The organism is Pseudomonas sp. JQ36 (assembly GCF_053851495.1).
This window is the reverse complement of the sequence record NZ_CM132642.1, coordinates 3783117-3805826: the sequence shown is the minus strand read 5'-3', so window position 1 is coordinate 3805826 and position 22710 is coordinate 3783117. Positions and strand designations below refer to the sequence as shown.

Below are 22710 nucleotides of genomic sequence, written 5' to 3'. Positions count from 1 at the left end.
TTTGTTTTGCCCGAAGAAAAGTATTTTTACTTAGGCAACGAACAATTTTGCACAGTTATTTTCGAATCAGAACACTAGAATAGCCCCATCTTTTTCGGAGCCAGAGCCTTTATGTCAGATCCGGTTGACGCCCAAGGGCTGTCAGATTTACCGCTGGAAGACTTGGTGGCCTGTCATGAGTGCGACCTGCTGATGCGCAAGCCCAAGCTTGCCCATGGCGAGAAAGCAATCTGCCCGCGCTGCGGTTACGAGTTGTACGCGCATCGCCATAATGTGGTGCAGCGCAGCCTTGCCTTGGTGATCGCAGCATTATTGCTGTATATCCCGGCAAACTTTTTACCCATCATGCAACTCAATATCCTCGGACAATCTTCGCAGGATACGGTCTGGAGCGGCGTGCTCGGCTTGTTCAATACGGACATGCAGGGCGTTTCGATCGTTGTATTCCTGTGCAGTATGGCTATTCCGTTGCTGAAGTTGCTGTGCCAGTTATTCGTTTTGCTGACGATTCGATTCAACGTCGGACGCAGTTACGGCTTATTGCTCTACCGTATTTATCACCACCTCAAAGACTGGGGCATGCTTGAGGTCTACCTCATGGGCGTCCTCGTGGCGATCGTCAAACTGGCGGACATGGCGGCCATCACCGTCGGCCTCGGTCTGGCGTGTTTCATCGGTTTGTTGTTGGTTCAGGTCTGGCTGGAAGTAGTGATGTCACCGCATCAGATCTGGCAGGCGTTATCAGGAGAGGATGCCCATGCGGGCGATTGATGCGGGCATTCTGATCTGTACCGAATGCCATGAGTTGAACAGGCAGGATACGGACACCGATGTGCAAACCTGCACCCGCTGCGGTGCGCTGGTTCACGCTCGTCGCCCGAACAGTCTGGCCCGAACCTGGGCGCTGCTGATCACGGCCGCGATCATCTACATACCGGCCAATGTGTTGCCGATCATGACGGTCAGCTCGCTGGGGCAGGGCGATCCCAGCACCATCATGTCCGGCGTGATCCAGTTGGTGCAGCACGGCATGATCCCGATTGCCGCCGTGGTGTTCATCGCCAGTATTCTGGTGCCGACCTTCAAACTGGTGGGCATCGCACTGCTGCTGTTTTCGGTGCAGCGGCGTCAGCCGTTGTCCGCGCGGCAGCGGATCTGGATGTACCGTTTCATCGAGTTCATCGGTCGCTGGTCGATGCTCGATATCTTTGTGATCGCCATCCTGGTGGCGGTCGTCAACTTCGGCCGGCTTGCCAGTGTCGAAGCCAACCTTGGCGCCATCGCCTTCGCCAGTGTGGTGATTCTGACGATGCTTGCCGCAGTAACTTTCGATCCCCGACTGATTTGGGATAACACGGAGTCGGACGACGACCATGACTGATTTGCCTGTAGCGAAAACCCGACCGGCCTCCAACTGGTCTGCCATTTGGGTACTGCCTCTGATTGCCCTGATCATTGGCGGCTGGCTCGGCTGGCGTGCCTATAACGAAACCGGCATCGAGATTCAGGTGCGTTTCGAAAGCGGTGAAGGCATCCAGGCCAACAAGACCGAAGTGGTCTACAAGGGCATGCCGGTGGGTAAGGTGAAGACGCTCAAACTTGATGACGAGGGCAACTCCAAAGGGGTGATTGCCACCGTCGAGATGAACAAGGACGTCGAGCAATACCTCAAGACCAGCACGCGTTTCTGGCTGGTGAAACCGAGCGTGACATTGGCCGGTATCACCGGTCTGGAAACCCTGGTTTCAGGTAACTACGTGGCCATCAGTCCCGGTGAAGGTGAACCGACCCGCAAGTTCAAGGCGCTGGCCGAGGAGCCGCCGCTGTCGGACTCCAAGCCTGGCCTGCACCTGACCATCAAGGCCGATCGCCTGGGCTCGCTTAACCGCGGCAGTCCGGTGTTCTACAAGCAGATCAAAGTCGGTCAGATCAAAAGCTACGTGCTGTCTGAAGATCAGAGCACCGTTGAGCTCAAAGTGTTCATCGAGCCGACCTACGCCAAACTGGTGCGCAAACACACACGTTTCTGGAATGCCAGCGGCATCAGCATCGACGCCAACCTGTCCGGGGTGAAAGTACGCAGCGAGTCTCTGGCAAGCATCGTCGCCGGCGGTATCGCCTTCGCCACCCCAGAGAATCGCAAGGACAGTCCGCCTACCGATCCAAGCCTGCCGTTCCGTCTCTATGAAGACTTCGACGCTGCCGCTGCCGGCATTCGGGTCAAGGTCAAACTCAGTGACTTCGAAGGCCTGCAGGCCGGTCGTACGCCGGTGATGTACAAAGGCATTCAGGTCGGTAATCTGAAAGCGCTGAAGGTTGATCCGGATCTGAACAGCGCCACCGCCGAGCTGACGCTTGATCCTCTGGCTGAAGACTATCTGGTAGAGGGCACGCAGTTCTGGGTGGTCAAACCGTCGATTTCCCTGGCCGGTATCACCGGGCTCGAAGCGTTGGTCAAAGGTAACTACATCGCCGTGCGTCCGGGCGACAAAGGTGCTGCGCCGAAACGCGAATTCGAGGCGCGGCCAAAAGCGCCGCCGTTGGACCTGCGCGCACCGGGTCTGCACCTGGTGCTGTTCACTGACGTTCTTGGTTCGATCGACGTCGGCAGCCCGATTTTGTACAAGCAGGTCAAGGTCGGTTCGGTACAGAGCTATCAGTTCTCCAAGACCAAAAAGCAGATTGTCATCGGCGTGCATATCGAGAAGGAGTACGAGAACCTGGTCAACGCTTCTACGCGCTTCTGGAATGTCAGTGGTATCACCCTCACCGGTGGTCTGACCGGCGGGATTCAGGTCAAGAGCGAGTCGTTGCAGACGTTGATGGCCGGCGGTATCGCTTTCGAAACACCGCAAGCCAAAGCGCCGCTGCAAAAGCGTATTCCACGCTTCCGTCTGTTCGCCAACCATGATGAAGCCAACCAGAAAGGCACTGTGGTGACGATCAAGGTTGATCGCGCCGATGGTCTGCGCCCGGGTACACCGATTCGATTCAAAGGGCTGGATGTCGGCAAGATTGAAGACGTCGATCTGACCGATGATCTGCAATCGGTAATGATCACCGCACGAATCACTGAAGTGCCGGAGAAGATCGCCCGGGTCGGCAGTCAGTTCTGGGTGGTCAAGCCGGAGTTGGGGCTGATCAAGACCCAGAATCTGGAAACCCTGGTCACCGGGCAATATGTGGAAGTGCAGCCGGCGGCGAAAAATCTCGGCCCGCAGAAGAACTTCGTTGCGCTGGCCAGTCCGCCGGAAGTGAGCAAGCAAGAGGCTGGCTTAAGTCTGGTGTTGAGTGCTGCACGACGTGGTTCGTTGAAGCCTGGCGTGCCCGTGACCTATCGCGAAATTACCGTGGGCAAGGTCACCGGTTATGAGCTGGGCCAGACGGCCGACCGGGTGTTGGTGCACATTTTGATCGAGCCGAAATACGCGCCTTTGGTGCGCAGCGGCAGCCGATTCTGGAACACCAGCGGTGTCGGTTTCGACATCGGTCTGTTCAATGGTCTGACGGTGCGCACGGAGTCGCTGGAGACGGCGATTCAGGGCGGTATCGCCTTCGCCACGCCGGACGGTGAGCGCATGGGCAACCCGGCACGGCCTGAGCAAACGTTCCCGTTGTTCGACAAGTTCGAGGATGAGTGGCTGACCTGGGCACCGAAGATTTCGCTCGGTAAGTAATTCTGTGGTGCCTGAAGTGGCGCCATCGCGAGCAGGCTCACTCCTACAGGGGAACGCGTTCCAAATTGTAGGAGTGAGCCTGCTCGCGATAGGGCACTAAAAGTCAGCACAAATCCCCAGCCATAAAAAAGGGCCGCGATCCCAACAGATCGCGGCCCTTTTTTTGCCTTCAGCTAAAGCCGGTCAAACCTCATCCAGCTCCGGCTCATCGGCTTGCACATTGATGGTGGCCTTCACCACATCATGCCGGCGGATGTACTTCCAGTCCGCCTCATCGATGTAGATCCCCGCCGGGCCGCTGCCGCCTTCCAGATCGATGGCGACACTGGCGCAGACCTGCGGCTTCACACTCGCCAGAATCGGCACGAAGCCCAGTTGCAGGCTGGTTTCCAGCAGCGCTGCCTGGTTCTTCTCGTCGATGTCCGCTGCCTCGTCGAGGTAATACGGCAGGCGCACACGACCGGCCAGGTCGCGATCCATCAAGTGCAGCAACAAGTACATGTTGGTCAGCGCCTTGATGGTCATGGTGGTGCCGTTGGAGGCCGCGCCGTCGATGTCGGTGTGGATCACCGGCTGACCGTTGACCTTGGTGATCTCGAACGCCAGTTCGAACAAGTCCTTGAGGCCGAGCTGGTTGTGGTTCGCCGCCACCAGCCGTGCGAGGTATTCCTTGGCCTCTTCGTTCTTGTTGTCCTGCTCCGCGCTTTGGCTCAGATCGAACACCGACAGGGTTTCGCCTTCTTCGTACTGGCCGGCGCTGTGGATGATCTGGTCGATGTGCTTGAGCGCTTCCTTGTTCGGCGCCAGGACGATGCGGAAACTCTGCAGGTTGGACACCTGACGTTTGTTGATCTCGCGGTTGAACAGCGCCAGTTGGTGCTCGAGGCTGTCGTAGTCGCTGCGGATGTTGCGCAGGGTCCGGGCGATGTCGGTGACCGCCGCACGCCGCGCCTTGCCCAAAGTCAGGGCTTCGTCGGTACGGTGTGCGTAAGCGTTGATCAGCAGCGACAGACGGCGCTCCATGTCGTCTTCGCTGTCGAACTTGGCCACGCCTTTGAGGCGCACCTGCGCGTACAGCGCTTCGATCTGACCGTCGGCGCGCAGCAAGCCTTGCCAGCTGTCCTGATAGTCGTTGAGCAGCGGCAGCAGGTTGTCCATCGAATCGTCGACCGGATCCATGAACGGCGTACCGAACGGCAGATCCGCCGGCAGCAGTTGACGGCGGCGCAGGGCGTCGTCGAGGGTGCGCTGCTTGGCTTCCATGTCGGCGATCTGCCGGCCGACCAGTTGCAGCTTGGCCGACAGTTGCTGGACGCGCTCGGTGAACGCATCGCTGGAGCGCTTGAGTTCGTCCTGCGCGGCTTCCATCTGCGCCAGTTGCTCAAGCTTGTCGCCTTCTTCGGCGCTCAGGGTCTGGGTGCGACGGAAATCTTCCAGGGCTTTCTGCGCATCCAGCACTTGCTGGTACAGCGCTTCGGTCTGGGTCTTGCTCGCGGCGCGGTCGGCGGCCACGGCTTGCTGAGTCTTGAGCTGCTTGAGCTCTTTTTCCAGACGCTCTTTCTGGTCACGCAGCGCGGCGCGGTCGGCCAGCGCTTGCAGCGCCGGCGGCTCGATGTGCGAGATGTCGATCGACAGGCCCGGTACTTCGAAGCGCTCGCCCTTGAAGCCATCGAGGATCAGCTCGACCGATTTGACCCACTCGCCGTCCTCGTCGAGGGTGATGCCGTGCTCGCCCAGCGGCAGGCTGAACAGCGCGCTGTTGAACAGGCGCATCAGGCGCTCGACGTCCTGCTGCGAGAACTCCTCACGCAGGCGCGCATAGCTGTTGTTGTCGGCGTGATCGAGTTGCTGCTTCACCGACTTCAGGCGTTTTTCCAGATCGCGCAGACGCTCTTCCAGATCTTCGGCGCTGAACTGCCGGGACTGTGCCAGCGCACCGGCCAATTCGTCGTGCGCGTCCTTGGCCGCGAGCAGCTGCTGCTCCAGCACTTTGACGTCATCGACCAGCGCGAAGCGGTTCTTCAGTACCGACAACTCGCCAAGCCAGCGCTGAATGCCGGAGATCTCCCGCTCCAGCCGCATCAGCTCCTGCGTGCCACCGCGCTGATCGTTTTGCAGATCATCCTGCTCGCGACGGTAGTGCTCGGCCTGAATGGTCAGCTCTTCCTTGCGTGCCGTGGCGTAGTCCGACCAGGTGCCGAGCAACGAGTCGAGCAGCGGCGACAGGCGATGCAGCTTGCCGCGCAGCACGTCGCGCTGTTTCACGCCGTTGGCCAAGGCTTCGACCAGCGGGCCGGCAGCGACCAGCGAGTTGTAGTCCTGCTCCATCCGGCGTACGTCGCGGAAGGCTTCTTCACACGCGGCGATGTAGTCGACGCTACCGGAACGCAGGCTGTGCTCGAAGGCATCGAGGAACAACTGCTTCAACTTGGCAGCAGTGATTTCGCGCATGTGCAGCAGGTTGATGAACAGCGCGCGGAAGGTTTTCAGGCTCTGTTCGCTGGTGGAGCGCAGCGGGATCAGGGTCAGGTCCAGCGGGATCGAAGTGTGCCCGCCGACCAGCAAACGCCGCAGTTCATCAGGTTTGAGTTCGTAGGCTTTCAGGCCTTCTTTCTCAAGGTTGCTGAACAGCTCTTTCTGCCGCAGGCAGGTGTCGTTCTTTTGGTAGTGCGCCAGGTCGAGCTTGCCGGCGTAGGCGAAGAACTGGTGACCGAAACCACCACCCGGGCCGCGACCGACCACGCCGATCACGTGCGGGCCGTGCGGCAGATTGACTTCGACAAGGATGTAACTGGTGTCGGAGGCGAAGTAGAAACGTCGCGATTGTTCCAGGCTGTACTTGCCGAAACTCATGTCCGACATGCGCGCCAGAATCGGGAACTGCAGAGCGTTGATCGAGGCGGATTTACCGAGGTTGTTCGCGCCGTAAACCGACAGCGGTTCTTCCAGCGGGAACAGACCGAGGCTGTAACCGGCGGTGTTCAAAAGGGCAAAGCGGCGGATGCCGTAGCGTTCCTGGCTCATGCGTCGGACTCCTGTTCTTCGGCAATGGCCCGGGCCAGTGCGTCTTCTTCGCTTTCCTCTTCAAACTCGCTGAGATCGAGCGGATCGTCGGTCTCTAGGAATTTGGCTTCGGCTTCTTCGTCGATCAGCACCGGCGCCGGCAGCGGCAGCACGCTGTGTACGCTGGCTGCCAGATCGCGGTCCTGCTGCACCGACAGGCATACGTCGAGGAAACGGTGCATCGGTGGCAGGAAGCGGTACACGCCGTTTTCTTCACCGGCGAAACCGAGCTGAGTCATGCGGCGCATGATTTTTTCTTCGAGTTCTTCGACGGTCTGCACTTCGGCCTGGATGAACAGGTCGCGGTATTTATCCAGCAACGACGGCAGTTCTTCACGGCCGAGGCTGCCACCGTCGAGCACGGCGATCGGATCGCGGCCCTGATCGGCCAGATGCTCGACGAGAATGAAGGTGAACAGCGCCAGACGCTGAGCAGTCTTGTTCACCGCCGCAGCGGCCATGTCCGGCACGAAGTAATAGAACCCACGGGTGTCGCAGACCAGTTCGAACCCCAGCGCCTTGAACAGCGTGCGGTATTGATCCTGGAAGTTCGACAGTTGCGCGTACAGTTCCGGGTCGCGGCGGCTGACGTGATAGCCCTTGAACAGCTCGCGGAAGATCGGCGCCAGTTGGGACAGTTCGGATAGATCAAGATGCATTGGGGATGCTCGCAGAATCCTCGGCGGCGGAGTCGCGGGCCGAGAGCAGGGCGAAGGAGCGCAGGCTGACCTGGTGCTCGTGAGTGTGGTATTCGCGGCGTTCCAGACGCTCGCGGGTGAAGCGTTTTTCCCGCGACAGGCGCGAGAACCAGTAAAGCAATTCGTCTGTGGCGCCGTCCGGTTCCTGCTCCAGCAGCCAGGTCATCAGATCCGGCATTGGCAGGGACTCTTCGCAACGCTCGACCATCTCGCGCACGGTGCGCGGTGCACGCGGCGCATCGCCGGATTTCTGGGTCTTGTGCGCCTTGGGGAAACGCGCCGGTTTCGGCTCGAAACGCGCCAGGGCGTAGACGTAGGCTTCGACCTGACTGGCGCTGCCGAGGAAGGTGCTTTGCGGCCGGGTGAACAGCGGCATCGCCGCTTGCGGCACGGCATCGATGCCTTTACGGCGGATCGCCGCCAGCGCCAGCGCAGCTCCACGGGTCACAGCGTTGTGGCGGCGCGCTTCTTCACGCAGCGGCAGCAGCAGTTCGCGGGCATGACGCAGGGTCAGCTGGGCACTGGTCTGCATTTCGAGGATGCGCGCGTGAGTGCGCAGCAGCATGTCGTCATCGACCAGATGGCCGAGGCGTTGCTGTTCGCTGAGCATCTTCAGTAGCACGGTTTCGACCTTGCGCACGCCTTGTTCGAAGGCGCCGTCGGCGTTCACCAGATCGATCATCGGCTCAACGTATTCGTCCCAGGTCGCCAGTACTTCGGCGTAACGCTGACGCAGCGGAATCTGCCGGTCACTGGTCTTGGCCCGTTCGGCCACGGCTACCAGTGCCTGTTCGTCGTTGTCGAGTTTCTTCAGCACATCGCGCACGCGCATGTCGAGCAAACGCAGCTGACGGGCGAGGTCGTTGCCGTCGCGCACATCGAACGCGTCCTGAATGTAGCCGGCCAGACGTTCGAGGTGACGCAAGTAGGCTTCGATCTCCAGGCACAGGCCCAGACGGTGCTCACGGCGCAGGTAGGCGAGGAAGTCGTGGATCTGCGCGTTGAGCTCGAAACGGTTCGGGCTTTTCGCCACGGGCACCAGAATGTCCAGGCGAATCCACACGTCGAGCAGGCTGGTGATGTCCTGCGGCGTGCTGTCCAGTTGTTGGGCGGCCAGTTGCGTGCGCAGTTCGTTGAGGCTCAGGGTGCCCTGGTCGAAGTGCTCGCACAGTGGCTCCAGAAGTGCCCAGTGTTCAGCGAGGGCGCGCAAGACGCGCTTGGGTTCGATCATCGGAATGGCCGGCTGGTTGGCGATTAAAAGCGGCGATTGTACTGCATCACGAGGGATGCGCTTCACTCTCGGGACGGGCTGTCGCATTCTTTGTATTAAAGAGCGTGGGTAAAGCGCCTCGTGAAAGACTATCGATCAACAACGGGCGATCTTGAGCGAAGGGCGGTAGAATCAGCACACTTTCAGTTATCCACAAGTGGCCGACCTTTGCTTATCGAGTCCCGCCGCCGCGCCTATTTGAACGCCATGCAGGTGGTCAACTGGCTGCCGCGCACCGAATTGCCTTTCGCCGCCCCGTCGCGGCCCGAGCTGCTGGACATGCCCGAGCCTGAGCCAGAGGCCGTGGTGATGCCGGTTGTGCAGGCCGAAGCTCCGGTGCAGCCTGCCGCCCGTCCGGTCGAACGGCCGAAGATCGAAGTGCCGCGTCCGTCGCTCGCCAGTACCCGCAATGGCGCCAAACCAGTGGAAGAGGTTGAAGAGGCGCCGGTTGTCGCCAAGCCCGCGCCCGTGCCGCCACCGCGTTTTGCCCTGCAATTGCTGCGCGCCGGGGCTTGTCTGCTGCTGGTCGAGTTACCCACAGGCGAGGCGTTCCAGAGCCGCGATCCGGCCTATCTGCTGCTTAAAGACATGTTGCGCGCCGCCGGTCTGCCGGATGCGCCACAAATCGTCGGCGAGCCGGTGCGCTGGCCGTGGCTGAACCGCGGCACTATGGATCAGGGTCCGGAAGCCGCGCGCGACTTTGTTCAGGGCTTCCTCTCGGTACAAATGGAAGCGGCACCCTGCGCCTGCCTGTGGCTGATCGGCCTGCCAGCGGTGCGCTTTGCCGGTGAAGCGGACGCCGAAGCGTTCAACAGTGAATTGCAGATTGAAGGCCTGGGCCTGGCCTGGGCCATCCCCGGTCTGGAATTGTTAATGGAAGAGCCACAGCGCAAAGCCGCTGTGTGGCAAGCCATGCGTCGGCTGATGGCGCGCTGGAAACCATCGAATGAGTGAAGCTGTATCGTTCCGCCCGATGACCGAGGCGGACCTGGACGCGGTATTGAAGATCGAATACGCGGCGTACAGCCATCCCTGGACCCGCGGGATTTTTCTCGACGGGCTGGGCAAATACCAGATCTGGCTGATGTTCGAAGGCCAGCAGCAGGTCGGCCACGGGGTGGTGCAGATCATTCTCGACGAGGCGCATCTGCTGAATATCACGGTCAAACCGGAGAATCAGGGGCGGGGGCTGGGGCTGACGCTGCTCGAGCATCTGATGTCGCGGGCGTATGCGGCCGAGGCCCGGGAATGTTTCCTGGAAGTGCGCGACAGCAATACTGCTGCGTTCAAGTTGTATGAGCGCTATGGCTTCAACGAGATTGGCCGGCGGCGGGATTATTATCCGGCGGTGGGTGGGCGTGAAGACGCCGTAGTGATGGCTTGCACCCTGGTCGACTGATCTTGTTTAAAAGCTTCGCGAGCAAGCCCGCTCCCACATTGGTTTTGAGTCGTGCCTCAAACCCATGTGGGAGCGGGCTTGCTCGCGAAGGCGTCCTTACAGGCGCTACCAATCAGCGATTGCCATCCAGCGGATCGCGCTGCGCCAGCTCCGCCTCATCCAGCCCATTACCCCCGCCGATGTCGTCCTCGTCGACAATGCTCAGATCCCAATCGGCCTGATTGCCTTCGCCAGCCTCTTCGGCATCACGTGCGCCGTCCTCGTGAATCAGCGTTTCCGGGCTCAAGTCATCGTCGGTCGGTTCGTGGTCTGCAGTCGATGCGCCGGTAAGCCCGGCCTCACGCACTCGTTCAGCGGGCATCAGTTGCTCACGTTCACGTTCCGGAATCTCGTCGCCGATTTTCGCGCTGGGTTCGTCTTCATCGAAATCCAGCTCGTGCACCGAGCCCATGCGGTCTTCGTTGTCATCGATGGGTTCCGGTTGCACCGCATCGTACGGACGTCGTGAATCAGTCATGGCAAATCCTCATACTGTGGCCTTACTGAGTGGACTCACCGGGCACCCGAGAATTCCAAAGAAAAACACCTGCGGTTCTTGCGTGACCCCGATGGGCGGTCGTCTGTCATACCAGCGCATCTTTCTTGAGGCCTTAACCATGCACGACTTACAAGACCTGATTGATAACAACGAGCGTTGGGCTGACGCGATCACCAAGGAAGACCCGGATTTCTTCGCCAAACTCGCGCGCCAGCAGACCCCGGAATATCTGTGGATCGGCTGCTCCGACGCACGTGTACCGGCCAACGAGATCGTCGGCATGCTGCCGGGCGATCTGTTCGTACACCGCAACGTCGCCAACGTGGTGCTGCACACCGACCTCAATTGCCTGTCGGTGATCCAGTACGCGGTTGATGTGCTCAAGGTCAAACACATCCTCGTGACCGGCCACTATGGCTGCGGCGGTGTGCGCGCTGCGATGCAGGATCGCCAGTTCGGCCTGATCGATGGCTGGCTGCGCTCGATCCGTGACCTGTACTACGAAAAACGTGACGAACTGGCCAAGCTGCCGACCGAGGAAGAACAGGTCGACCGGCTGTGCGAGCTCAACGTCGTCCAGCAAGTGGCCAACGTCGCCCACACCAGCATCATCCAGAACGCCTGGCATCGCGGCCAGAGCCTGTCGATTCACGGCTGCATCTACGGCATCAAGGACGGTCGCTGGAAAAGCCTGAACACCACCATCAGCGGTTTCGAGCAACTGCCGCCGCAATACCGTCTGCGTCCGGTCGGGGCGGTGTAATCCCGATCAGTGTGGATGCCGCCAGCGTTGCAAAAACTGCTGGCCCTCGATCGTGGGTGGTTCATCGTATCCGGTGATCCAGCCACGACAGCGTGGCGAACCGCAGTTGCAGGCGAACTGCTGCAACAAGCGGTCCTCGGTGGCGGCGAAGTCGATGGTCAGGCGTTCACCTGGCTGAATGTCGCGCAGCGCCCACAGCCACAGCTCACTCATGTCCAGAAATACATTCGGATCGCAGGCGTGTTCGAGCAACCCGCAAAAGCGCGGGTCGTAGAGATGGATGCCGGCCAGTAACTGGCGTGTCTGTCGGCAGCGATAGGGCAGCAGTTGCCCGGACACCCGACACATCCGGGTGATGCGCATGAATGCCCGACGCGCCACCACCGCCGCGTGGCCTTGGTGGTCCTGCACGATTTCGAAATCCTCGATGGATGGGAAACCCAGACGCACCGGCAATCCGGCAAACGGATAGATGCCGGGCGCGTCGCGTGGGATGTTGTGTTGATGGGCGTGATTATTCATAACGGTCCCTGTCGGCAAAATGCTGCGACTTCCCTGGTCTGACGTCCTGTCAGCGCTGCAACATGTTTGGATCCAATCCTCCCGCGTATACCGCTTACCGTCTACTGTCAGATCTGACAGGGGTAATTGGCTGCTCCCCGCGTCAGCATTGACTGACACGGGAAGCTTTTTCAGCGGATCAGAGGTGTGGTGCAGGAACGGCGGTGTCCGGCAATTCGCCCTGAAGCTGTTGCAACTGGGCTTTGACCGGGGTGGTCGAGCACTTGGCGGAAGCCTGGGCCGGGGTCAGGTTGCGGATTGAGGTGTAGAACAATTCGCAGGTCTTGACCTTTTGCGTCACTTGCCAGGTTTGCGTGCAGCTATCAAGCAGGGTTTTCGCGTCGGTGCCGGGTTTGCTGCCCATCCCGGCCTGCCAGCAGGCGGCGCTCAAGTCTTGGCCCATGACTTTCAGCCCGGCGGCATCGGCTTTTGCTTCATCGCCGTTGTAGCTGTCCGGGTCGGCGGCGTACCAGATGTAGCTCGGATGGTTCGATCCCAACACCGGTACGTTCACCCCAGCACTCGGGCTGATGGTCGCCAGACCCAAAACGCCCACCGTCGGCCCATATTGCTGCTTGATCCAGTTACGCACCGGCGCACCGAACGCGACCATCGGCAGGGTGGTGCCGGCGCTGGTCTGGCTGAACTGCTTGACCAGCGTGGTCTGGTAATCCTTGAAGTAGTCGTAGACGCCCTCCAGATCACTGCCGGCGTTGGACGGCGCGGCGATTGGCGCGATGTCGATGATGGTCTGATAGGCCGGCGTCTGCTCGGCCGGGATGCCGTTGGCGGTCAACAGCGTGGCCCAGCGGTCGGTGGTGTTCGAGCGCAGGTAATCCTGCGCCTGAGTCAGTGAATAGTCCGGCGGGAAGTGCAGCAGTTCGACGCTCTTGCGGTTTTCCAGGGCCATGCCTAAAGGCAGGAACAGATACCAGCTGTACGCCCATTTGCCATCGGCATTGAGCTTGCTGGCGCCGGTATAGGCCAGATCACCGGCGTCCAGCAGCGCCGACAGCGGCTTGTCGTAGCCTTCGGGAACGTCGCTGATCTCGGCGTAAATCTGCCCGTTATCGTTCTTCACCAACACCTTGGCATTGCTGTAGCCATCGCGCTGCACGCTCTGGCTCAGGTAATGCGCGACGGTCTGCTCCAGCGACCAGTTGCGATAGCAGATCACGCTGCAGTTGTTGGGGTAGGCAAAGAGGCGGGTGACGCGCTCGGCGCTGCCCAGCTTCAAATCGACATCGGCGTGGGCAGCCGCGCTCAGGGTGAGCGCGGCGAGGGTAAGTGCTGCGGAGGTAAATCCTGCGAGTTTGAACATGCTCAGATCCTTTTCAGCGTGGGTTCCCCGGGGTTTTGGGGCGCTTCATATTGGATCAGCCGTGTTGCACAGAGAAGCGGTCATTCACGGATTTTTGCGTCAGCCCGCAGGACGGGGTTTTCAGGCCTGAAAATGCAGGGCGTTGGTCAGATCGCCCATCGGTTTCTGGCCACGGGCGATCATTGCCTCATCGCGCTGCCTGAGGCCGTCGAGGGTTTCCAGTTGGAACACCCGGGTGATCAGGCGCAGGATCGACGCCGTGTCGTAGACCGTGTGATCCACCGTGCCCTTGCGGGCGAATGGCGACACCACCAGCGCCGGCACCCGCGAACCCGGGCCCCAGCGATCACCCTTGGGCGGCGCCACGTGATCCCACCAGCCGCCGTTTTCATCGACCGTCACGACCACCACCATGTTCTTCCACTGCGGACTTTCGCGCAGCACCTTCAGGGCGCGGACGATGTGCCGGTCGCCGGAAGCCACGTCGGCATACCCGGCGTGCATGTTCAGGTTGCCTTGCGGTTTGTAGAAACTCACCGCCGGCAGCTTGCCGGCCTCGGCATCGGCGAAGAACTTGTTGCTGCTCGACTCGTCACCCAAACCGGCATCGCGCAGGCGTTTGCTGCGCTCTTGCGGGTTCTCCGGGCCTTGCTGCTTGAAGTAGTTGAACGGCTGGTGGTGATACTGGAAGTTGGGGATCTTCGGAATGCCGCCCGAGTCCTTGTACTGCTCCAGCGTCGCTTGCCAGGCGCCGGCGTACCAGGCCCAGTCGACGTTCTTCTTCGACAGCTTGTCGCCGATGTGCTCGTGGGTCTGCGGCACCATCACATTGGGCAGATCCGGCTTGGAGTACGCCGGACGCTCCGGGTCGCGAATCCATGTCGGCCAGTACGGCGGGGCGAGGGTGTTCACACCGTAGCCGTCCGGGGTCAGCGCACTTGGGCCGAACTGCGGCGGGCCGGTCATGGCGCTGGTCGGTGACTGCTCCAGCGGCTTGAGGCGCGGATCGGTCGGATCATTGCTTTGCAGCGCGGCAATCTGCGATTTGGCCACCGAATTGGCCGCGTCCGGATAGAACGGCGCGGTGGCGCTGATCAGGTATTGGTGATTAAGGAACGAGCCACCGAAAGCGCCCTGGAAGAAGTTGTCGCACAGTACGAATTCCCGGGCCACGTCCCACAGACGCAGGGAATAACGGCTCTGGGCGTAATGGCCCATGGTCAGCCCACCGGAGTCGGCCCAGGCGACGAAGCCATCGTTCTTGCCGCCATTGATCTGCATCTGGTTCTGATAGAACACGTGCCACAAGTCGCGGGTGACCAGACCGAACGGCAGGTCTTCGCCGTTCGGGCCTTTGAGGGCGAACGGTGCGTTGGGCAGGTTTTCCTGAAACTGCGTGGCGCTGGGATAGGTCACGCCATCGAGGGTTTGCGGGCCGATCTGCAACACGCCGCCCCAGACGGGCGGCAGCGTCTGCAACAGACTGCCATCGCGATCACGTTGCTGGTAATCGGCAGGCTTGAGCGCTGACAGTGGTTTCTCGACACCGGGGAAATCACCGAACAGATTGTTGAAGCTGCGGTTCTCGGCGTAGATCACCACCACGGTTTTCACCTGCTCGCGCAGGGCCTTGTCCAGCTCGGCTGGCGTCAGCGGGCGCTCGACCGGTTTGCCCGGCGGGTTGCTGGCGTTACCGCAGCCGGCGAGCGTGGCCCCCACGCCGAGGACGGCAACACCGCCGAGGAAGCGGCGGCGGCTGGTGTCGGTGGGGTTGTCGGATTCAGGTGCGTCAGTGCCGTCTGTTTCGTCTTTCATCTGTCAGCCCGCTCAGCTTAATTGTTTCATTTTGTTTCGGGCGGACGCTAACAATTGAATGTGACGGTTGGGTTACAAAATGGTGCGGTGTCTACGGCCCCTCGGCACTGCTAGACTGCTGCGATATAGAAACTGGCCTGAGTGAACCATGAAGCCTTCCATTGCTCTTGATCTGCAACGAGCTGCCGTTCGTGAGGTTGTCGGCAGATTCCGTGTGACCAATCCGCGCGTGTTCGGCTCAACGGTGCTGGGTACCGATATGGAAGGCAGTGACCTTGATCTGTTGGTCGATCCATTGCCCGGTGCCACCTTGTTTGATCTCGGCGGGCTTCAGGTTGAGCTTGAAGATTTGCTGGGCGTTACCGTCGACCTGTTGACGCCGGGAGACCTTCCGCTGAAATTTCGTCAGCAGGTTCTTGAACAGGCCCGTCCCGTATGATCGAGAACCGGCTCGGCGATTACCTTGAACATATGCGTCAAGCTGCGAGCGATGCGCTGGTCTTCGTCGAAGGTCTGAGCAAGGAAGAATTCGTCGACGACAAACGGACGCAACAAGCGGTCATCATGAGCCTGGTTATCATTGGCGAGGCGGCAACCAAAATAATGGATCGGTTTCCGGAATTCGCGGCTCAGAACACTCAAACTCCCTGGCGCAGCATGCGCGGGATGCGTAACCGGATCGCTCATGGCTACTTCGACATTAATCTGGATGTCGTCTGGGACACGGTTCAGGTTGCTTTGCCTGAGCTGTTGAGATTCCTGCCCTGCGAGCAACATTGATTGCACCTGCCATGAGGCAGGTGCAACCTCGTCAATCTACGGCATCACCGGCGGCGTATAAACCAATGTCGTCCCCAGCACCCACAGCAAGAACAGCACCAGCGGCGTGTGCACCAGCAATTGCACGAACGAGAAGCCGATCAGGTCTCGCGCCTTCAGACCGAGCACGCCCAGCAGCGGAAGCATGTAGAACGGGTTGATCAGGTTCGGCAGTGCTTCGGCGGCGTTGTAGATCTGCACCGCCCAGCCGAGGTGGTATTGCAGATCGTTGGCCACTTGCATCACGTACGGCGCTTCGATGATCCACTTGCCGCCGCCGGACGGGATGAAGAAGCCGAGAATCGCCGAGTACACCCCCATCAGCAACGCGTAGGTGTCGTGGGAGGCGATGCTGACGAAGAACGTTGAGATGTGATGCGCCAGCGTTTGCGCATCGGCGCCTTTGACCGTGGTCAGCAGCGCGGCGATCGAGCCGTACAACGGGAACTGGATCAGCACGCCAGTGGTGGTCGGCACCGCGCGGGCCACCGCATCGAGGAAGCTGCGCGGGCGCCAGTGCAGCAGGGCGCCGAGCATGATGAACAGGAAGTTATAGGTGTTCAGCCCGGAAATCGCGGTGATCGCCGGTTTGCTTGAGAACTCGTGAAACAGCCAGCCGGCCGCCAGCAACACCAGCAGAATGATCAGCAGCGGACTGTGCTCCAGCCATTCGCCGGGCCGGGTGCGTGGTTGCAGCGGCGGCAGGTTGAACGCCGGGTCGATGCCGCAATCCTTGGCGTCGCGCGCAGAGTTCGGTCCGGGCGCGGTGGCGTAAGCAACGATGATCGAAATCACGATCAGCGCCAGCAGCATGGCGCCGGACTGCCAGAGGAAAATGGTCTGCGTGAACGGAATCACCCCGGTGATCGACAGGATCGCCGGCGGCAGGCTGGCCGGGTTGGCCTGCAATTGCGCCGCCGATGATGACAGGCCCAGCGCCCAGACCGCGCCGAGGCCCAGGTACGCCGCAGCGCCGGCTGCGCGGTAATCCATTTTCAGCTCGGTGCGGCGGGCGAGGGCGCGCACCAGCAAACCGCCGAACACCAGCGACAGGCCCCAGTTCAACAGCGAGGCGACCATCGAGATCAGCGCGACCCAGGCCACGGCGGAGCGGCCGTTTTTCGGGATGCGCGCCAGTTTGTCGATCAGTTTGACCGCCGGCGGCGAACTGGCGACCACGTACCCGCCAATCACCACGAAGGCCATTTGCATGGTGAACGGGATCAGGCTCCAGAACCCGTCGCCGAACGCCATCGCGGCATCGGTGGGCTTGGCGCCCATGGCCAGGGTGGCCAGCGCGACAATGATCACGGCCAACGCAGCGAACACCCAGGAGTCGGGGAACCAGCGTTCGGCAAAGCTTGAACAGCGCAAGGCAAAGCGCGCGGAGCGGCTATCTTCGATATCAACGGCCACAGGGAGTACCTCGGATTTTTATGGTTATTTTTGATACAGCAGGCGAAACACACATCTCCTGTAGGAGTGAGCCTGCTCGCGATAGCGTCGGCACTCTCAACATAAAGGTGACAGACATACCGCTATCGCGAGCAGGCTCACTCCTACAAGGTTCCCGGCCCGGCTCGCCGGCGGAGGGGCTCACCTAGCAGGACAGGCTTAAACAGTAAATCAAGCCAGGCTGTTTTGTGAGCAGGTTTTGCCAAACCGGGACTATGGTCTAACGGGTTGTCCATCCGCGCATTTGCGTAGACCATGGGCGCCTTGGTTTTTTGCCTGCCAGAGTTCTTTGCCATGACTGCCCAATCCACAGCGCGACCGGCGCCATTCAGCCGTTCCGATTACAAGACCCTCGGCCTTGCGGCCCTCGGCGGGGCGCTGGAGATCTACGATTTCATCATTTTCGTGTTCTTCGCCCTGACCCTCAGCCAGTTGTTCTTCCCGCCGGAAATGCCCGAGTGGCTGCGTCTGCTGCAGAGCTTCGGGATCTTCGTCACCGGTTATCTGGCGCGTCCGCTGGGCGGGATCCTGATGGCGCATTTCGCCGATCGCCTGGGCCGGAAAAAGGTCTTCAGCCTGAGCATCCTGATGATGGCGCTGCCGTGCCTGCTGATCGGGATCATGCCGACTTATGCACAGATCGGTTACTTCGCGCCGCTGCTGTTGCTGGCGCTGCGCATCCTGCAAGGCGCGGCGGTCGGCGGCGAAGTGCCGAGCGCCTGGGTGTTCGTCGCCGAACACGCGCCTGCCGGCCATCGCGGTTACGCGCTGGGCTTTTTGCAGGCCGGGCTGACCTTCGGTTACTTGATTGGCGCGTTGACCGCGACCTTCCTCGCCCAGATGTTCACCCCCGCAGAAATTCTCGATTACGCCTGGCGTTATCCGTTCCTGCTCGGTGGTGTGTTCGGCGTGATCGGTGTGTACCTGCGCCGTTGGCTGAGCGAAACCCCGGTGTTCATAGCCATGGAAGCCCAGCGTGAAGCGCGGGTCGAACTGCCGCTGCGCACGGTGCTGCGCGAGCATCGTCTGGCGATGTTGCCGGCGATGCTGCTGACCTGTGTGCTGACGTCGGCGGTGGTGGTGTTCGTGGTCATCACCCCGACCATGATGCAGAAAACCTTCGGCATGACCGCCAGCCACACCTTCGCCCTGAGCGCGTTGGGCATTGTTTTCCTCAACATTGGATGCGTGATTGCAGGTCTGTTGGTCGATCGCCTCGGTGCCTGGCGCACGGTCATGCTGTATAGCCTGCTGTTGCCCTTGGGCATCGGTGTGCTTTATAGCTGCTTGATTATGGGCGGCAACTGGGTGGGGCTGGCGTATGCCATCGCCGGTCTGGCCTGCGGTGTGGTCGGCGCGGTGCCATCGGTGATGGTCGGATTGTTTCCGGCGCGGATTCGCGTGTCGGGCATCTCCTTCACCTACAACATTGCCTACGCCGCGTGGGCCAGCATCACACCGCTGTTGCTGATCGGTCTGATGCCGTGGAGCCCGTGGATCTGCGTGATGTTCTGTGCGGTGATGGGGGCGGTCGGCATCGTCAGTGCGGCGTACTTCGGTGTGCGCATGCCCGGTGTCGGGCGCCGTTCGGTGGCGCCCTGTTCCTGAAGGCTGATCAGGTCAACCAGTGCCACCACAATAACGTCCCCACCAGTCCCACCACCGAGACAATGGTTTGCAGAATCGACCAGACCCAGATCGTCTGTTTGAGCTGCAAGCCAAAGTATTCGCGAACCATCCAGAAGCCGGCGTCGTTCACGTGGCAGAAGAACACGGAGCCGGCGCCAATCGCCAGCGCCACCAGTGAGCTTTGCGTCGCGGCGAGGCCCGCCATCATCGGCGCCAGAATCCCCGCCGTCGTCGTGGTCGCGACTGTCGCCGAACCTGTAGCCTGACGCAGTGCCACGGCAATCAGCCAGGCCAGCAGCAGGTACGGCATGTGCGCGCCTTCGGCGACTTTGCTGATGGTCTGGCTGACCCCGGCGTCCAGCAAGGTCTGCTTCAAGCCGCCGCCGGCGCCGATGGTCAGAAGCAATACGGCGATCGGCGCGAGGCTTTTGCGCAGAGTGCCGCCGACCTGTTCGCGCGGCATGCCGTTGGCCCAGCCGAGGCAGATCACCGCCGCCATCACCGCAATGCCCAGTGCCACCAACGGTTCACCGAGAAACTTCAGGGTCAGGGCGACGCTGCTTTGCGCGGGCATCGCGACTTTAGCCAGAGTGCTGCCGAGCATCAGCAGCACCGGCAACAGAATGATCAGCAGCGAAATGCCGAAGCTCGGCTGGCGCGGCGCTTTCGGCGGGGCGCTGAACAGTGCGCCGAGCTCTGCCGGCTCATCGATGTGCATGCGTTTCGACAGCCAGTTGCCGTAAATCGGACCCGCCAGAATCACCGCCGGAATCGCAATGCTGAAGCCCAGCAACATGGTCAGCCCGAGGTCGGCATGCAATGCGCTGACCGCGATCAACGGCCCGGGATGCGGCGGCATCAAGGCATGCAACGTGGTCATCCCGGCCAGTGCCGGAATCGCGATTTTCAACAGTGGCTGCCCCGAACGGCGGGCCATGACGAAGATGATCGGAACCATCATCACCAGCCCCACTTCGAAGAACAGCGGCAGGCCGATCACCATCGCCACCAGCGCCATGACCCACGGCAGCGATTTGCCCTTTCCCAGCCCAAGCAAGGTCGAGGCGATGCGGTCGGCGGCGCCGGACTCGGCCATCAGTGCGCCGAGCATCGAACCCAGGGCAATGATGATCCCGGCTTCACCGAGGATCGCCCCGGCGCCTTTGCTGAACGCCTTGGCCACGTCTTCCGGCGGCAGACCGGCGCCGACACCGGCAATGAAGGTGCCGATCAGGATCGAGAGAAAGGGCGGCAGTTTAGTGGCGCTGATCAACACGATAATCATCGCAATCGCCAGCAGGCAGCAGAGAATCAGGCGGGTGTCATGCACCATCCAGGCAGCGGTCGATAAATCCAAAACGGCACTCCTTATCGGGCGTATACCTGCAACATATTGTTGCAATTTTCCCGGAGAATACCTGAAGTGGCCGGGCCAGAGCGGCGGCTTTTGTAACCTGCCTGCGCGGTGATAGTCGGAGCAATGGCCTATTGAGATTATTTTTGACTGACCGGTCTCAAACGCTCTTCAGAAAAGTTTTCCAAGGCCGATGGTTAGGCTGCATCCCGCTTTCTACCTGCCTATCGGTACTTTCCCATGTTCAACAAACGCCTCAAGCAAGAGCTGGCCACTCTTCGTGAAGAACTCTCCAGCCTGCTGCAGGTGAAGGAAAGCCTGGAAAGCGAGATGCTGGTGCTGACACTGGAACCTGATGGCCGGATTCAGTCGGTCAACCAGAACTTCCTTGGCGAGATGCTCTACAAGAGCCAGGATCTGGTGGGGCGCGCCATTGAAGACATCGTTCCGGCGCACGTGAAGGCCGATGACTTTCATCATCGTTTCAAGGCCGCACTGACCCGTGGCGAGCATTTCGCCGGAGCCGTGCGCTTGTTGCGTGGTAACGGCGAAGAAGCGTGGCTGCGCTCGATCGTACAGCCAGTGCGCTCTTCGGACGGGCGGATCAAGCATTTCTCGATCTTCTCCAGTGACCTGACCCGCACCATCGAAGCCTCTCGCGAACACGAAAACCTGATCGGTGCCTTGGTGCGTTCGACGGCGGTGATCGAGTTCGACCTCAATGGCAACGTGCTCAATGCCAACGAGCGCTTTCTGCATGGCATGGGTTACAGCCTGGCGCAGATCAAAGGCAAACATCACCGGATGTTCTGCACCCCTGAGGAATACAACAGCGCCGAGTACCAGAATTTCTGGCGTCGCCTGAACAACGGCGAGTTTGTCGCCAACCGCTTCAAGCGGGTCGATAGCCATGGTCGTACGGTGTGGCTGGAGGCGTCCTACAACCCGGTGGTCGATGCCAACAACAAACTGTACAAAGTGGTGAAGTTCGCCACGGTGATTACCGATCAGGTCAACCGCGAACAAGCGGTTGCAGACGCGGCCAGCATTGCCTACAGCACTTCGCAGCAAACCGACAGCACCGCGCAACGTGGCACCACAGTGGTCACCGAGGCAGTGAATGTGATGCGTGATCTGTCGCGCCACATGCAGGCGGCCGGTGAGGGTATCGAAGCCCTGAACGAGCAGTCGCAGGTGATCGGTACCATCGTCAAAACCATCAGCGGCATTGCCGAACAGACCAATCTGCTAGCGCTCAACGCCGCCATCGAGGCGGCCCGTGCCGGCGAACAGGGCCGGGGCTTTGCGGTGGTGGCCGACGAAGTGCGACAACTGGCCTCGCGCACCAGCCAGGCGACCGAAGAGATCGTCACCGTGGTGCGGCAGAATCAGGAAATGGCGCGCAACGCCGTGGCCCTGATGACCGACGGCAAGCTGCAGGCCGAGCAGGGCCTGGCGCTGGCGGCGGAGGCGGGCACGGTGATCGTCGAGATCCAGGACGGCGCGCAGAAAGTGGTGGATGCGGTTGGGCAATTTGCCAATCAACTCTCTAACTGACCTGTACTGAACCCTGTAGGAGTGAGCCTGCTCGCGATATCGGTCTGACATTCAACCTCCATGTTGATTGAACTACTGCGATCGCGAGCAGGCTCACTCCTACAGTTGCAGGTGGCGCTACAATCTTCTCCTTTTTCCCCGGAGCAGATCCCCATGAGCGCCTCCCACCGCCGCCCGGTGCCCTTGAACAAAGCCTACCGTCTGCTCAATCACGGGCCGACCGTGCTGGTCAGCGCTGCCCATGACGGCCAGCGCAACATCATGGCGGCCGCTTGGGCGATGCCGCTGGATTTCGAACCGCCGAAAGTCGCGGTCGTCCTCGACAAGTCCACCTGGACCCGCCAGTTGCTCGAAGCCTCCGGCACTTTTGTGCTCAATGTGCCGTGCGTCAATCAGGCTGACATCGTGCAAACCGTCGGCAATACCTCGGGGCTGGAGATCCGGCAGAATCACGGGCAGGACAAGTTTCAGGCTTACGGCCTGCAAACCTTTACCGGTGAAACCGTCGAGGCGCCGTTGCTTGAAGGCTGCGTGGCCTGGCTCGAATGCCGCTTGCTGCCCGAACCGCGCAACCACGAGCAATACGACCTGTTCCTCGCCGAAGTCATCGCCGCTCAGGCTGATGATCGGGTGTTCAGCGATGGGCGTTGGCATTTCGACGGGCACGACGGCTTGCGCACGCTGCACCACGTGGCCGGCGGGCATTTCCTGACGATTGGCGATGCGGTGGACGGCAAAACCCTGCCGCTGTGATCTGAACCTGATGGAAAACCAGCGCCGGATGTAGCAAG

General features: G+C 60.8%; 20 protein-coding genes and 1 pseudogene. 12 read left to right on the top strand and 9 right to left on the bottom strand.

Translation table 11 applies throughout. From position 1 onward, the window contains the following. Positions 1-111 precede the first annotated feature (111 nt). The 3 genes from ACS4NR_RS17085 to ACS4NR_RS17075 are packed head-to-tail and all read left to right on the top strand — an operon-like array spanning position 112 to position 3677. Positions 112-771: a paraquat-inducible protein A gene (locus tag ACS4NR_RS17085; RefSeq protein WP_456017931.1), complete on the top strand. Its 660-nt coding sequence runs from the start codon at positions 112-114 to the stop codon at positions 769-771. Continuing rightward, positions 758-1381: a paraquat-inducible protein A gene (locus ACS4NR_RS17080; protein ID WP_047599125.1), complete on the top strand. Its 624-nt coding sequence runs from the start codon at positions 758-760 to the stop codon at positions 1379-1381. The genes ACS4NR_RS17085 and ACS4NR_RS17080 overlap by 14 nt, the downstream gene beginning before the upstream one ends. Further along, on the top strand, positions 1374-3677 hold the full coding sequence (locus ACS4NR_RS17075) for an MlaD family protein (protein WP_456017930.1): 2304 nt from the start codon (positions 1374-1376) through the stop codon (positions 3675-3677). Before ACS4NR_RS17080 ends, ACS4NR_RS17075 begins: the two co-directional genes overlap by 8 nt. A gap of 183 nt (positions 3678-3860) precedes the next feature. Here ACS4NR_RS17075 and mksF read toward each other — a convergent pair whose 3' ends face one another. From mksF to mksB, 3 genes are read right to left on the bottom strand one after another with little or no spacing between them, the layout of a single operon-like run. Then, entirely contained in the window at positions 3861-6701 is a 2841-nt protein-coding gene (mksF, locus tag ACS4NR_RS17070; protein ID WP_095136782.1) for an Mks condensin complex protein MksF, read from the bottom strand. Beyond that, positions 6698-7399, bottom strand: coding sequence for an Mks condensin complex protein MksE (gene mksE / locus ACS4NR_RS17065; protein ID WP_016773189.1), 702 nt, complete (start codon positions 7397-7399; stop codon positions 6698-6700). The genes mksF and mksE overlap by 4 nt, the downstream gene beginning before the upstream one ends. After that, positions 7389-8669 (bottom strand): Mks condensin complex protein MksB, encoded by a 1281-nt coding sequence (gene mksB, locus ACS4NR_RS17060; protein WP_167734176.1) that lies wholly within the window; start codon positions 8667-8669, stop codon positions 7389-7391. The genes mksE and mksB overlap by 11 nt, the downstream gene beginning before the upstream one ends. A gap of 246 nt (positions 8670-8915) precedes the next feature. On the opposite strand from mksB, the gene ACS4NR_RS17055 reads away from it, so the two are divergent. Next, the gene (locus ACS4NR_RS17055) at positions 8916-9662 is read left to right on the top strand and encodes an energy transducer TonB (RefSeq protein WP_456020397.1); all 747 of its coding nucleotides are present in this window, start codon (positions 8916-8918) and stop codon (positions 9660-9662) included. Further along, complete coding sequence (gene rimI, locus ACS4NR_RS17050) at positions 9655-10107, top strand: ribosomal protein S18-alanine N-acetyltransferase (protein ID WP_007961522.1); 453 nt, start codon at positions 9655-9657, stop codon at positions 10105-10107. Before ACS4NR_RS17055 ends, rimI begins: the two co-directional genes overlap by 8 nt. Positions 10108-10219: 112 nt before the next feature. On the opposite strand, the gene ACS4NR_RS17045 is transcribed toward rimI, so the two are convergent. Further along, positions 10220-10624, bottom strand: coding sequence for a serine kinase/phosphatase (locus ACS4NR_RS17045; RefSeq protein WP_456017929.1), 405 nt, complete (start codon positions 10622-10624; stop codon positions 10220-10222). 139 nt (positions 10625-10763) lie between these two features. Here ACS4NR_RS17045 and can point away from each other — a divergent pair, with 139 nt between their 5' ends. After that, positions 10764-11408, top strand: coding sequence for a carbonate dehydratase (gene can, locus ACS4NR_RS17040; protein ID WP_095137378.1), 645 nt, complete (start codon positions 10764-10766; stop codon positions 11406-11408). A gap of 6 nt (positions 11409-11414) precedes the next feature. Here can and ACS4NR_RS17035 read toward each other — a convergent pair whose 3' ends face one another. The 3 genes from ACS4NR_RS17035 to acpA all read right to left on the bottom strand — a co-directional run bounded on the left by ACS4NR_RS17035 (position 11415) and on the right by acpA (position 15105). Beyond that, positions 11415-11930: an SET domain-containing protein-lysine N-methyltransferase gene (locus ACS4NR_RS17035; RefSeq protein WP_456017928.1), complete on the bottom strand. Its 516-nt coding sequence runs from the start codon at positions 11928-11930 to the stop codon at positions 11415-11417. 178 nt (positions 11931-12108) lie between these two features. Beyond that, positions 12109-13290 (bottom strand): hypothetical protein, encoded by a 1182-nt coding sequence (locus ACS4NR_RS17030; protein WP_456017927.1) that lies wholly within the window; start codon positions 13288-13290, stop codon positions 12109-12111. 120 nt (positions 13291-13410) lie between these two features. Continuing rightward, positions 13411-15105: an acid phosphatase gene (acpA, locus tag ACS4NR_RS17025; RefSeq protein WP_456017926.1), complete on the bottom strand. Its 1695-nt coding sequence runs from the start codon at positions 15103-15105 to the stop codon at positions 13411-13413. Between the two features lie 148 nt (positions 15106-15253). Between acpA and ACS4NR_RS17020 the strand changes: the two genes are divergently transcribed. Both ACS4NR_RS17020 and ACS4NR_RS17015 read left to right on the top strand, forming a co-directional pair. Continuing rightward, complete coding sequence (locus tag ACS4NR_RS17020) at positions 15254-15544, top strand: nucleotidyltransferase family protein (protein WP_095136791.1); 291 nt, start codon at positions 15254-15256, stop codon at positions 15542-15544. Then, entirely contained in the window at positions 15541-15885 is a 345-nt protein-coding gene (locus ACS4NR_RS17015; RefSeq protein WP_095136792.1) for a HepT-like ribonuclease domain-containing protein, read from the top strand. The genes ACS4NR_RS17020 and ACS4NR_RS17015 overlap by 4 nt, the downstream gene beginning before the upstream one ends. Before the next feature lie 36 nt (positions 15886-15921). Here ACS4NR_RS17015 and ACS4NR_RS17010 read toward each other — a convergent pair whose 3' ends face one another. Continuing rightward, positions 15922-17340, bottom strand: coding sequence for a TIGR00366 family protein (locus ACS4NR_RS17010; RefSeq protein ID WP_166497577.1), 1419 nt, complete (start codon positions 17338-17340; stop codon positions 15922-15924). A 333-nt stretch (positions 17341-17673) separates the two neighbouring features. On the opposite strand from ACS4NR_RS17010, the gene ACS4NR_RS17005 reads away from it, so the two are divergent. Further along, the gene (locus ACS4NR_RS17005; RefSeq protein WP_456017925.1) at positions 17674-18987 is read left to right on the top strand and encodes an MFS transporter; all 1314 of its coding nucleotides are present in this window, start codon (positions 17674-17676) and stop codon (positions 18985-18987) included. Between the two features lie 7 nt (positions 18988-18994). Here ACS4NR_RS17005 and ACS4NR_RS17000 read toward each other — a convergent pair whose 3' ends face one another. After that, complete coding sequence (locus ACS4NR_RS17000; protein ID WP_456017924.1) at positions 18995-20365, bottom strand: GntT/GntP/DsdX family permease; 1371 nt, start codon at positions 20363-20365, stop codon at positions 18995-18997. A gap of 237 nt (positions 20366-20602) precedes the next feature. On the opposite strand from ACS4NR_RS17000, the pseudogene ACS4NR_RS16995 reads away from it, so the two are divergent. The 3 genes and pseudogenes from ACS4NR_RS16995 to ACS4NR_RS16985 form a co-directional block, all read left to right on the top strand. Further along, positions 20603-21331, top strand: a pseudogene (locus ACS4NR_RS16995) (PAS domain-containing protein); the annotation flags it as partial. After that, on the top strand, positions 21311-21919 hold the full coding sequence (locus ACS4NR_RS16990) for a methyl-accepting chemotaxis protein (RefSeq protein WP_372241231.1): 609 nt from the start codon (positions 21311-21313) through the stop codon (positions 21917-21919). The pseudogene ACS4NR_RS16995 and the gene ACS4NR_RS16990, both read left to right, overlap by 21 nt. A 153-nt stretch (positions 21920-22072) precedes the next feature. Then, on the top strand, positions 22073-22672 hold the full coding sequence (locus ACS4NR_RS16985; protein ID WP_456017923.1) for a flavin reductase family protein: 600 nt from the start codon (positions 22073-22075) through the stop codon (positions 22670-22672). The last annotated feature ends 38 nt before the right edge of the window (positions 22673-22710 follow it).